Below are 11,398 nucleotides of genomic sequence, written 5' to 3' on the forward strand. Positions count from 1 at the left end.
AGCCTAGAACGAATGTTCCGGTCCGGGGAACTGTCCCGACCGGACATCCTCGCCGTAGGCCTTGGCCGCGTCGCTCAGGACGGTCCGGAGGTCCGCGTACTGCTTGACGAACTTGGCCATCCTGCCGCCGCGGAGCCCGGCCATGTCCTGCCAGACCAGAACCTGGCCCGTCGTGGCATTGCCTGCGCCGATGCCGATGGTGGGCACCGGAATGGCAGCGTCCACGGCCTTTGCCGTCTCCGCGGGAACCATTTCCATGAGCACGCTGAAAGCACCGGCGTCGGTCAGCGCCGCAGCGTCCTCAACCAGCCGCGCGGCGTCGTCGCCCCGGCCCTGCACGCGGTAGCCGCCCAGTGAGTGCTCACTCTGGGGCGTGAAGCCGATGTGGGCCATGACCGGAATGCCGGCCTGGACCATGGCCCTGACGGTTTCGGCGTAGAACTTGCCGCCCTCGATCTTCACTGCGTGCGCCAGGCCCTCCTTGAGGAAGCGCACGCCGGTGGCCACAGCCTGCTGCGGCGAAACCTCGTAGCTGCCAAAGGGGAGATCCGCCACCACCAGCGCGCGCTTCGCTGACCGTGCGACCGCGCGGCACAGCGGCAGCAGCTCATCGACGGTGACGGGAAGGCTGGTTTCGTTGCCAAAGACATTGTTGGACGCGGAGTCGCCCACCAGCAGGACCTCGATGCCGGCCTGGTCGAAGATCTCTGCCGTGTACTGGTCATACGCCGTGAGCATGGCGAAGTGTTCGCCGCTGGTCTTGGCCTGCTGCAGGTGGTGCGTGCGGATCCGGGGGAGCGGCTTCCGTGCGGATTCCGACGGCGGCGCTGCGGCTGCCGCGGGGCCGCTCCCGTAAGGTGCGGTTACTTCCGCGGACATGCTTGCATCGGGACTGCTGCTTGAGGCCATGGCTAGAGCGTAGTCCGGGACCTGCCGTGCTAGCCACCGGCCGGCAGGGGACCACTGGTGATTCGCGTCATAATGGGTTGCCCGGGCGGGGCCGCCCGCTCTCCGGTTGAGTGTTAACGCTGTGTTACGCGCTGCAGCCCCGCCAGCATCACGCGTAAATGCTTAGTAAAGTGATTCGTGAGCTGCCGCTGCTCCGTCGTGGACGGACCGGGGCATGAACGTAGACCGGAAAAGAGGCCTTCATGGACCGCCAGCAAGAGTTTGTCCTGCGCACGATCGAAGAGCGGGACGTACGCTTTGTGCGCCTGTGGTTCACCGACGTCGTGGGCTCGCTCAAGTCGGTGGCCCTGGCTCCTGCCGAGGTCGAAGGTGCCTTCGACGAGGGCCTGGGCTTTGACGGCTCTGCCATCGAGGGGCTTGCCCGCGTCTTCGAATCGGACATGCTGGCCCAGCCGGACCCGTCCACCTTCCAGATCCTTCCGTGGCGCGGCGAGACCGAGCAAACGTCCCGCATGTTCTGCGACATCCTTACTCCCGACGGCGAGCCCTCGGCAGCGGATCCGCGCAACGTCCTCAAGCGCACCCTGGCCAAGGCAGCCGACATGGGGTTCACGTGCTACACGCACCCGGAGATCGAGTTCTACCTGCTTAAGTCCCAAGAACCCGGCCCCGATGGTTCCCCCATTCCGGTCGACGAGGGCGGCTACTTTGACCACGTCCCCGGAGGCGTGGCCCAGGATTTCCGCCGCACTGCCGTGACCATGCTGGAGTCGGTGGGGATCTCCGTGGAGTTCAGCCACCACGAGGCCGGGCCGGGCCAGAACGAAATCGACCTGCGCTACGCGGACGCCCTGCAGACGGCGGACAACATCATGACCTTCCGGACCGTCATCAAGGAGGTGGCGCTGCAGCAGGGCACGTACGCCACCTTCATGCCCAAGCCCTTCACGGCCCACCCGGGTTCGGGCATGCACACGCACTTCTCGCTCTTTGAGGGTGACACCAACGCCTTCTTTGAGGCAGGTGCGGAGTTCCAGCTCTCCAAGACGGCCCGCCAGTTCATTGCCGGCGTTCTCAAGCACGCCCCCGAATTCACCGCGGTCACCAACCAGTTCGTCAACTCCTACAAGCGCCTCTGGGGCGGGGGAGAGGCGCCCAGCTACCTGAGCTGGGGGCATAACAACCGCTCCGCCCTGGTCCGCGTCCCGCTGTACAAGCCGGGCAAGGGACAGTCAGCCCGGATCGAATACCGCGGCATTGATTCGGCCGCCAACCCCTACCTTGCCTACGCCGTGCTCCTGGGCGCCGGGCTGAAGGGCATCGAGGAGGGCTACGAACTGCCCGCAGCGGCCGAGGACGACATCTGGTCGCTGAGCTCCGCCGAGCGCCGGGCGATGGGCCACGACCCCCTTCCCGCCAGCCTGCATGACGCCATCCGTGCCATGGAGGACTCGGAACTGATGCCGGAGATCCTGGGCGAGCAGGTCTTCGAGCACTTCCTGCGCAACAAGCGGGCCGAGTGGCAGGACTACCGCCTGCAGGTGACCCCCTATGAGCTGCAGCGCAACCTCGCCATCCTTTAGGCGGCTGCGGTGAGCTTGGCCCGCCGGCTCATTACCGCCGGCTTCAGTGACCTCGAGAAGGGCGAACGGTTTCTCGCCGCCCCCGAGCTGGAGGGCATTGACCGGGACGTCCTGTTTGCCGGCCTGCAACTGGCGGCGAACCCGGACGCCGCGCTGCAGTCCCTGGTCCGGCTGATCGAGAAGCACCCGGACCTGCGGAAGCTGGCAGCGGCGGACACCGAGGTGAGCGAACCGCTCTACCGGGTCCTGGGCGCCAGCGAGGCGCTGGGTGAATTCCTCATCCGGCACCCGGAGCACCTGGACGCGTTCAGCGTGACCGCCAGTCCGGAACCGCTCCAGGCCGATCCAGCGGAGCTCCGCGCCCAGCTGCTCAGGTCGGTGCGCGCCGACCCCACCGCGGCCCGGCCGGTGGCGGGCATTTCGGGCCCCGAGGCCTACGTGGCGCTTCGCACCGCCTACCGGCGGGGCGTGGTGGACCTCGCCGTCAAGGACCTCTGCGCCGCTGACCCGCTGGACTTCATGCCCGCCGTCGGCGCCGAACTCGCGGACCTGGCGGGAGCGGCCATCGAGGCCGCCCTTGCGGTCTCCCGTGCCGAAGCAGGGGGGAAGTTCGACGCCGGGGAGGTCGCCGACGTCGCATTGTCAGTAATCGGGATGGGCAAGTGCGGAGCCCGGGAACTGAACTACATTTCCGACGTAGATGTCATCTACGTTGTGGAGTCAGGCGAGCTGGACGACGCCCGGGCCAACACCATCGGCACGGCGCTGGCGTCCGGCATCTCGCGCGCCATTATGTCCCCGGCGCGTGAGCCCGGGCTGTGGGAAGTTGACGCCAACCTACGTCCGGAAGGAAAGTCCGGGCCGCTGGTCCGGACACTGGCTTCGCACCAAAGCTACTACGCCCGCTGGGCGGAAAGCTGGGAGTTCCAGGCGCTCCTGAAGGCGCGGACGATCGCGGGCGACGCCGAGCTGGGCGCGCGTTACGAGGAGGCCGTATCGCCGCTCGTGTGGACCTCGGCGAACCGCGACGGATTCGTTGAATCCGTGCAGGCCATGCGCCGCCGGGTCACCGAACACATCCCGCCGGCCGAGGAACAGCGGCAGATCAAGCTGGGCCGGGGCGGGCTCCGCGACGTCGAATTCACAGTCCAGCTACTCCAGCTCGTCCACGGCAAGTCAGATGAGTCCCTCCGGCGCCGCGACACGACATCGGCCATCGCCGCACTGTCGACGGGGGGCTACATCGGCCGGGCGGACGCAGCGGCCTTCGACCATGCCTACCGGTACCTGCGCCTGCTCGAACACCGCATCCAGCTGTTCCAGCTGCGCCGCACGCACCTCATGCCGGTCAAGGAGGAGCCCCTCCGCACGCTCGCCAAGGCGGTGCTCGGGCCCTTCTCCACCGACCGGCCGCACCCCGACGCCCTGCTGGCCGCGTGGCAGCGGACAAAACGCTCGGTCCGGGAACTCCACGACCGGATCTTCTACCGTCCGCTCCTGAACACGGCCGCCAAGCTGAGCAGCGAGGATGCACGCCTGACGCCGGAAGCGGCGCAGGGCAGGCTCGCGGCGCTCGGTTATCGGGACCCGCAGGGTGCACTCCGCCACATCGAGGCCCTGACGGCCGGGGTCAGCCGGCGCGCGGCCCTGCAGCGGCAGCTGCTGCCCATCCTCCTGGGCTGGCTGGCCGAAGGCGTGGACCCCGACGCCGGGCTGCTCGCCTTCCGCAGGATCAGCGAGTCGCTCGGCACCACGCACTGGTACCTCGGCATGCTCCGCGATTCCGCTGCGGCGGCCGAGCGGCTGTGCCACATGCTGTCCAACTCCCGCCTCATCGCCGACCTCCTGGAAGTGTCGCCGGAATCGGTGTCCTGGCTGGGGACGGACAAGGAACTGGCGCCGCTCAGCTTTGAGGCGCAGTGGCAGGAGATCACCTCCAAAATGTCCCGGCACTCGGACCCGGAAAGCGCCATGCGCCTCATCCGGCTCATCCGCCGGCGTGAAATCCTGCGGATCGCCATCGCGGACAGCGCCGGCCTGCTCGGCCAGGACCAAGTGGGGGAGGCGCTGGCAGAGACGGACCGGGCCGCCATCCTGGGTGCCCTGCGGGTGGCGGAAAACATTGTCTCCGCCACCGGTCCGCTGAAGACAGCGGTGCTGGTGGTGGCCATGGGCCGGCAGGGCGGGCTGGAAATCGGCTACGGGTCCGACGCCGACGTCCTGTACGTCCACCGGGCGTTGCCCGGAGCCCCGGACGATGAAGCGCAGCAGCAGGCCGCGAAGATCGTGGGCCATCTTTCCAGCCTTCTGACGCAGCCGCTCAAACCGGCTATCATGGCCGAGCGGGTTCTCGCCGTCGACGCCGATCTTCGTCCCGAAGGCAAGAACGGGGCCATGGTGCGGTCCCTGGAGTCCTACGGCGAGTACTACCGCCGCTGGTCGCTCATCTGGGAGGCGCAGGCACTGCTCCGCGCCCGGCCGATCGCCGGTGACGACGGGCTCGCGGCGGACTTCGTGACGCTGGTTGATCCCATCCGCTACCCGGCCGCCGTCTCCGACGCGGACATCCGGGAGATACGCCGGATCAAAGCGCGGGTGGAATCCGAACGGTTGCCCCGCGGCGCCGACCCTGCCAGGCACCTCAAACTGGGACGCGGCGGACTGAGCGACGTGGAATGGCTCGTGCAGCTGCTGCAGCTCCAGCACGCCGGAAGCCACCCCGAACTGCGCACCACGTCCACCCTGAAGGCTCTGCAGGCGGCGGCCTCGCTGGGGCTGCTGGAAGAGGAAGACGCCGGCCTGCTGGCCGACGCCTGGCAGCTCGCCAGCCGGATCCGTTCCGCGAACGTGATCTGGACGGGCCGCGCCTCGGATTTGCTGCCCTCCTCCCGCCGCGACCTGGAGGCCGTGGCCAGATGGTGCGGCTACGAGGAAGGGATGGCCACAGCGTTCGAGGAGGACTACCTGCGGGTGAGCAGGCGCGCCCGTGCGGTGTTCGAGAAAGTCTTCTACGGCCACTGAACCGGTGCTAGGTTTGGGCGCATGGCTACCCAAATCTTCATGAACCTGCCCGTCCGGGACCTCGATAGGTCCGTGCAGTTCTTCACCGCGCTGGGCTTTAAGTTCAACCAGGACTACACGGATGAGAACGCCACCTGCATGGTGATCAACGACGACGCCTTCGTCATGCTCCTCGTGGAGAAGTTCTTCAAGACGTTCACGGCCAAAGAGATCGTGGACGCAACCTCCGCCACCGAAGCCATCATGGCCTTCTCGGTGGACAGCCGGGAGGAAGTGGACCAGATGGTGGGCAAGGCCCTGGCCGCCGGCGGATCCGAATCGCAGCCTTTGCAGGATTACGGCTTCATGTACAGCCACAGCTTCCAGGATCCGGACGGGCACCTGTGGGAGGTCATGTGGATGGATCCGGCGGGTCCGCCCTCCGACGGGGCGGCACCTGCTTCCTGACGGATCATGAGGCCGGACGTATGGCTCATTCCGTTGCGGGACCTGGATGCCGATGCCCGGGCCATCCAGCTGGGCGCGGTGGCGGAACTGGAACTCGCCCCGGGCCAGCACGAGTTTGTGGGCGACCCGCTGCGCATGATGCTGGCAGGGCTCGAGGACGGGTCCCGCAGGCCCTATGTCATCGAGGCGGGCGGCACGGCTGCAGGGGTACTGACGCTGCAGTCGGGGGCAGCCGGGCTGGCCGGCTGGCCCGACGACGACTCCGCCTGGCTGCTTCGCGGGTTCCTGATCGACAGGCGGCGGCAGCGTCAGGGCCTGGGACAGGCGGCGGCTTCCGCGGCAGTGGCGGCCGCCGCCAAACTGACCGCCAGGCTGGGAGGCGGCCAGGCCGGCGTCGTGCTTTCAGTCAACGAGCGCAACCCCGCCGGGCAGGGAGCCTACCTGAAGGCGGGTTTTGCGGACAAAGGCCTCTATCTGGGCGGCGAGGCCGGGCCCCAGCGGACCATGTACGCCGCCTTTTGAGCGCTGATCCCGTCCCGAAACACCGCCGGACCGTTGCGCGAGCACAGGTGCGTGCCTACGCTGTGTCTTGGCAGTGCACTTCAAACCTTGTTGGGGGGAAGGCTTGAAAGGGTCTTCGTCTCGGAGGCACTTGCCGGAACAGGCCGGCTCCCGGTCTCAGCACGTCGGGGGCCGGCTTCCGGCGCCCCAACTGCGGCAGGACGCAGACCATGCCCGGGCGCGGGCGAAGGGCGGCCGTGCCAGGAGGTTCGGGAGGGCTGAGCTGCTGCTCATCGGGGCGGGTGTGGCCGCCACGCTCATCGCGGCGGCGTACCAGTACGCCGGGATCAGGAGCACGTTGGAAAGCAGCACGGCTTCCTCGCTCTATGCCCAGCAGCAGGAGATCGACAGGATCTTCGTGGACAATGTGGACCTGCAACCGTATTTTTGGCGCCGTCAGGAACTGCCGGACGTCTCGGCGGTCGCGGATCCTGCGGCGAAGCTGGCGGCACAGCAGCTGGCGGGCCGGGCCGAAGCGACGGCCCACCGGATCCTGGATCACTTCGCCCACCTGAAGTACCAGATGGGAACGCAGGCCTTCACCTCTGAACGGGCGGACTGGGAGGCCTACATCCGGCGGAGCTTCGCGGACTCCCTCATTCTGTGCCGCGCGCTGCGGGATGACCGGGCAGCCTTCGGCGGCACGGGTGCAGACTCGTTGTGGGGACGGTACGCGGAGGAACCCTGCACGGGTACGTGAGACCGCACCCGTTCTCGTGCGCAATCCCTCGGCGAGGCGTCTTTCTAAGAATCAGCAGTTGTTCTACCGTTGCGGCTATGAGGCTACATGTGACATATCAAGGTGGAGACAAGGACAGTAAGTCTGAGCTTCGGGAATTATCGGAGTTCCCAATTGAACTTCCTGGGGGCAAGTACGACCTGACCTTTAGACACGCGAGTCAAGAACCCGACCCCACTGAAGCCGCGGCTAAGTGGGTGTCCCAAGAGCCGTGAACCGCAGACGACGAAAGGCCGGCTCCAGGTGATTGAAACCTGGGGCCGGCCTTCGCTGTAACGAGGTTCTTACGGACTAAACCCGGTTCAGCCCGTTGATCTAGCTAGACGCCGTAGTAGAGCTCGAACTCGTAGGGGTTCGGGCGCAGGGACAGCGGGCGAATCTCGTTCTCGTACTTGTACTCGATCCAGGTGTCGATCAGGTCCTGGGTGAACACGCCGCCGGCCTGCAGGAACTCGTTGTCCTCGGCCAGTGCCTGCAGTGCTTCCTCGAGGGTGCCCGGAGCCTTGGGGATGTCCTTGGCTTCCTCGGCGGGGAGCTCGTAGAGGTCCTTGTCGATCGGAGCCGGGGGCTCGATGCGGTTGCGGATGCCGTCGATGCCGGCCATCAGCTGGGCAGCGAAGGCCAGGTACGGGTTGGAGGAGGGGTCCGGAGCGCGGAACTCGATGCGCTTGGCCTTCGGGTTGGAGCCCGTGATCGGGATGCGGATACCGGCGGAGCGGTTGCCCTGCGAGTAGACCATGTTGACCGGGGCTTCGAAGCCCTTGACCAGGCGGCGGTAGGAGTTGACCGTCGGGTTGGTGAACGCGAGGACCGCGTCGGCGTGCTTCAGCAGGCCGCCGATGTACCAGCGGGCGGTGTCGGACAGGCCGGCGTAGCCCTTCTCGTCGTAGAACAGCGGGTCGCCGTTGCTCCACAGCGACTGGTGGCAGTGCATGCCCGAGCCGTTGTCACCGAAGACCGGCTTCGGCATGAAGGTGACGGACTTGCCCCAGGCGTCGGCGGTGTTCTTGATGACGTACTTGAACTTCTGCAGGTCATCAGCCGCGTGGGTCAGCGTGGTGAACTTGTAGTTGATCTCGGCCTGGCCAGCGGAGCCAACTTCGTGGTGGCTGCGCTCGACCTCGAGGCCGGCCTCGTCCAGGGCAACACACATGGCGTCGCGCAGGTCGGCCTGCTTGTCGGTCGGGGAAACCGGGAAGTATCCGCCCTTGATGGGGGTCTTGTAGCCCAGGTTGCCGCCTTCTTCCTCGCGGCCGGTGTTCCAGTGAGCTTCTTCGGAGTCGATCTTGTAGAAGCTGCCCTCCGGGGAGGACTTGTACTGGACGTTGTCGAACACGAAGAATTCTGCTTCGGGAGCGAAGAACGCGGTGTCGGCGATGCCCGTGGAGGCGAGGTAGGCTTCAGCCTTCTCTGCCACACCGCGCGGGTCGCGGTGGTAGGGGTCCCCCGTGCGGGGGTTCACGATGGAGAAGTTCAGCGCAAGGGTCTTCTCCATGCGGAACGTGTCCAGGAACGCGGTGGTGACGTCCGGAATGAGCTGCATGTCAGACTCGGCGATGCCCTGGAAGCCGCGGATGGAAGAACCATCGAAGAGCTGGCCGTTGACGAAGAAGTCGGCGTCCACGCTCTTGGCGGGCACGTTGAAGTGCTGCTGAACGCCGGGGAGGTCGGTGAAGCGGATATCGATAAACCGAATGTCTTCATCTTTGATGAACTTGAGGACTTCGTCCGCAGTCTTGAACATCTATGCTCCTTACGCATATGTAATAACTGGCTATAAAGCCAAGTGGTCCAGCGCAATCCAATGAGCGGAAACACAAAAGTGCCCCGCTCCAGGCTCGCTAGCAACTGTTACCACCCTAGGGATTCGGGATTTCCCGTCCGTGTCCGCTTTGTTTCCGGCAGGTTACAGAACCTACTGATATGTAAACGCTATACGGTGTCCACACTGTGGTCCACGCCTATCCATAGTGTGAACGTCCGAGGGGCTGCCCGCGGCTCGGTAAACTTGGTAGGTGGTAGATCGCAAAGACATCGGTTCGTGGCTCAGCGGGCCGGACACTTCCGGCATTTCCAAGTACCCGGGGGAACGCCTGGGCTTCCCCGAGGCAGGCCCCGGATCCATGGCCCGCGCCGGCCGGCGGATCCTGGCCATCACCATCGACTGGACCATCGCGCTGCTGATCAGCAACGTGTTCCTCGCCGGCAATTCCATGGCCACGCTTGCCGTCTTTGCCGCCGAGCAGATCCTGCTGATCGGGACCCTGGGCTACAGCATCGGGCACCGGGCGATGGGCATCCACGTGGTGAAGCTGGACGGCTCAGCGGCAGGCCCGCTGGCCGCCCTGGTCCGCACCGTCCTGGTCTGTCTGGTGATCCCGGCGGTCATCTTCGATCCCGACCAGCGCGGACTCCATGACAAGGCCATGAACACCGTTCTCATCCGCAGGTAGCCGCCCGGCCGAGAGACATCCCCGGCGGAGCGCCCACCGCTCAAACAGGACCGTGGCGAAGGGGAACACCGCCGAGAGGCCTGCCAACAGCGCCACCCTGAAGGGCCAGCGCTGCAGGCGCCACAGGACAAGGGCCGCCGCACCGTAGCCGATGAACAGCGCGCCGTGAACCGGCCCGGCGATCTCTACGCCGAGTTCGGTGGTCCCGGCGATCCATTTGAGATACATGCCGGTAAGGAGCGCGGCCCAGCTAAAGGCTTCCGCCACCGCCAGCAGGCGGAAGGCGCGGATGACGGCGGACGCGGACGGGAATTTCACAGGAGGCTCCGGCTTCTGAAGGTGCTGGGGGTCTGGCTGGCTTTAATATGCGTTTCAACCGGGATATGCCCGTTCAACGAAAAACGCCCCGGGGCCGGCGCAGATGCGGCGGCCACCGGGGCGGATCAGGCGGATTAGCGTCCGCGCTGGGGGCGGGCCTTGTAGGGGTCCACGCCCTTGGGGATCGGAAGGCGGGTGCCCAGCGACGCGATGCGCTTGGACACGGCGCTGACCTCGGTCTTGGTGAGCTCGTTGTTCAGCTTGTTCATCTTCTTCGCCACCTGGCTGATGGGTACCTGGCCCTCGCCACGGCCCGTCTCGATGACGTGGATGGTGACGTTGGGAAGGATGCGCGCCAGCTTCTTCCGTTCACCTTCGATCAGCGGGCGCACGCGGTGCGTGGGCCCTTCCGCAACGAGCACGACGCCGGGACGTCCGACGGCGCGGAAAACGGCGTCCTGGGTCCTCGGGTTCACGGCCACGGGCTGCTCCTCGGTGATCCAGCCGCGCTTCAGCGTGCTGAGGGCAGCGCCGGATGCTCCCGGCTGGTTTTCGATCTGGGCGAAGGCGGCCCCCTCGGCACGGCGGGAAAGAATGAACGTAGCCGCGAGGAAACCCAACGGGATGCCGATGATCAGGCCGGTAATCCAGTTATTCAGCAACAGGCCAACAACAAGGCTGACGGCCACTACGCCAAGGAACGCCAGCAGCATGAGCCACGGAACCATGGGGTCGTGGCGGCGGGTCATGTTGAAGACCTCGCGGATTTGCTTGAGCCGGCTGGGCTTCTTCTCCTTCACGGCCTTGGGCTTGCGCCCAAAGAGCCCGCGCTTGGAGCCATCAGCGGCCGCAGGAGTGTTGTTGCTGGAGTCAGGGGATTTCGCCATAGTGCCTTAATTCTACGTGATCCACGACAAAGGGCCGGACGCCGAATAGTTCCGGCGTCCGGCCCCTGACCGTGGGAATTGCCTGTTGCTACTGGTGCGCCGCGAGCAGGGAGCTGGCTTCCTGGCGGGTGGATCCGGAGGACTCGATGTGGGCGAGTTCGGCGGGGATTTCCCAGCCCTTCTTGCGCATGGCGGTGGCCCAGAGCCGGCCGGCGCGGTAGGAGGAGCGGACCAGGGGGCCGGACATGACGCCGAGGAAGCCGATCTCCTCGGCTTCGTGCTGGAGGTCCACGAATTCCTGCGGCTTGACCCAGCGGTCCACGGGGAGGTGGCGTTCGGAGGGGCGCAGGTACTGGGTGATGGTGATCAGGTCGCAGCCTGCCTGGTGCAGGTCGCGCAGGGCCTCGGAGATCTCTTCGCGGGTTTCGCCCATGCCCAGGATGAGGTTGGACTTGGTGACCATGCCCAGGTTCCGGCCCT

Annotated in this window: 9 protein-coding genes and 3 pseudogenes; 7 read left to right on the forward strand and 5 right to left on the reverse strand. The window is 66.3% G+C overall.

The window, feature by feature from the left end:
* Nucleotides 1–3: 3 nt before the first annotated feature.
* Nucleotides 4–909, reverse strand: a complete 906-nt coding sequence (panB, locus tag CXZ05_RS18530; protein WP_102973991.1) for a 3-methyl-2-oxobutanoate hydroxymethyltransferase — start codon at nucleotides 907–909, stop codon at nucleotides 4–6.
* A 242-nt stretch (nucleotides 910–1,151) separates the two neighbouring features.
* On the opposite strand from panB, the gene glnA (CXZ05_RS18535) reads away from it, so the two are divergent.
* From glnA (CXZ05_RS18535) to CXZ05_RS18555, 5 genes are all read left to right on the forward strand, one after another.
* Complete coding sequence (gene glnA, locus CXZ05_RS18535) at nucleotides 1,152–2,492, forward strand: type I glutamate--ammonia ligase (protein ID WP_102973992.1); 1,341 nt, start codon at nucleotides 1,152–1,154, stop codon at nucleotides 2,490–2,492.
* Between the two features lie 9 nt (nucleotides 2,493–2,501).
* Nucleotides 2,502–5,513: a bifunctional [glutamine synthetase] adenylyltransferase/[glutamine synthetase]-adenylyl-L-tyrosine phosphorylase gene (locus CXZ05_RS18540; protein ID WP_102973993.1), complete on the forward strand. Its 3,012-nt coding sequence runs from the start codon at nucleotides 2,502–2,504 to the stop codon at nucleotides 5,511–5,513.
* A 21-nt stretch (nucleotides 5,514–5,534) separates the two neighbouring features.
* Nucleotides 5,535–5,960, forward strand: a complete 426-nt coding sequence (locus tag CXZ05_RS18545; RefSeq protein WP_102973994.1) for a VOC family protein — start codon at nucleotides 5,535–5,537, stop codon at nucleotides 5,958–5,960.
* A 6-nt stretch (nucleotides 5,961–5,966) separates the two neighbouring features.
* Entirely contained in the window at nucleotides 5,967–6,482 is a 516-nt protein-coding gene (locus CXZ05_RS18550; protein ID WP_102973995.1) for a GNAT family N-acetyltransferase, read from the forward strand.
* A 130-nt stretch (nucleotides 6,483–6,612) separates the two neighbouring features.
* Nucleotides 6,613–7,221 carry a hypothetical protein gene (locus CXZ05_RS18555; protein ID WP_102973996.1) on the forward strand — a complete coding sequence of 203 codons (609 nt, stop codon included), beginning with the start codon at nucleotides 6,613–6,615 and terminating at the stop codon, nucleotides 7,219–7,221.
* A 358-nt stretch (nucleotides 7,222–7,579) separates the two neighbouring features.
* Here the strand turns inward: CXZ05_RS18555 and glnA (CXZ05_RS18560) are convergent, their stop codons facing one another.
* Complete coding sequence (gene glnA / locus CXZ05_RS18560) at nucleotides 7,580–9,004, reverse strand: type I glutamate--ammonia ligase (protein WP_102973997.1); 1,425 nt, start codon at nucleotides 9,002–9,004, stop codon at nucleotides 7,580–7,582.
* Nucleotides 9,005–9,191: 187 nt separating this feature from the next.
* On the opposite strand from glnA (CXZ05_RS18560), the pseudogene CXZ05_RS23725 reads away from it, so the two are divergent.
* Together CXZ05_RS23725 and CXZ05_RS23505 are read left to right on the forward strand one after the other, a co-directional pair.
* A pseudogene (locus CXZ05_RS23725) lies at nucleotides 9,192–9,236 on the forward strand (hypothetical protein); the annotation flags it as partial.
* A gap of 39 nt (nucleotides 9,237–9,275) precedes the next feature.
* The gene (locus CXZ05_RS23505; RefSeq protein ID WP_102973998.1) at nucleotides 9,276–9,713 is read left to right on the forward strand and encodes an RDD family protein; all 438 of its coding nucleotides are present in this window, start codon (nucleotides 9,276–9,278) and stop codon (nucleotides 9,711–9,713) included.
* Between the two features lie 6 nt (nucleotides 9,714–9,719).
* On the opposite strand, the pseudogene CXZ05_RS18570 reads toward CXZ05_RS23505, so the two are convergent.
* From CXZ05_RS18570 to CXZ05_RS18580, 3 genes and pseudogenes are all read right to left on the reverse strand, one after another.
* Nucleotides 9,720–10,031: pseudogene (locus CXZ05_RS18570) on the reverse strand (DUF3817 domain-containing protein); the annotation flags it as partial.
* Nucleotides 10,032–10,165: 134 nt separating this feature from the next.
* Nucleotides 10,166–10,918 carry a DUF4191 domain-containing protein gene (locus CXZ05_RS18575; protein WP_102974000.1) on the reverse strand — a complete coding sequence of 251 codons (753 nt, stop codon included), beginning with the start codon at nucleotides 10,916–10,918 and terminating at the stop codon, nucleotides 10,166–10,168.
* A gap of 88 nt (nucleotides 10,919–11,006) precedes the next feature.
* Nucleotides 11,007–11,398, reverse strand: a pseudogene (locus CXZ05_RS18580) (lipoyl synthase); the annotation flags it as partial.

The sequence above is a fragment of the Arthrobacter sp. AFG20 genome, from assembly GCF_002892795.1.
Classification (GTDB): Bacteria; Actinomycetota; Actinomycetes; order Actinomycetales; family Micrococcaceae; genus Arthrobacter.

Excerpts from the sequence above, each read along its gene's own strand:
- panB (WP_102973991.1), bottom strand. The coding sequence starts at position 909 with ATGGCCTCAAGCAGCAGTCCCGATGCAAGCATGTCCGCGGAAGTAACC.
- glnA (WP_102973992.1), top strand. The coding sequence starts at position 1,152 with ATGGACCGCCAGCAAGAGTTTGTCCTGCGCACGATCGAAGAGCGGGAC.
- CXZ05_RS18545 (WP_102973994.1), top strand. The coding sequence starts at position 5,535 with ATGGCTACCCAAATCTTCATGAACCTGCCCGTCCGGGACCTCGATAGG.
- CXZ05_RS18550 (WP_102973995.1), top strand. The coding sequence starts at position 5,967 with ATGAGGCCGGACGTATGGCTCATTCCGTTGCGGGACCTGGATGCCGAT.
- glnA (WP_102973997.1), bottom strand. The coding sequence starts at position 9,004 with ATGTTCAAGACTGCGGACGAAGTCCTCAAGTTCATCAAAGATGAAGAC.
- CXZ05_RS18575 (WP_102974000.1), bottom strand. The coding sequence starts at position 10,918 with ATGGCGAAATCCCCTGACTCCAGCAACAACACTCCTGCGGCCGCTGAT.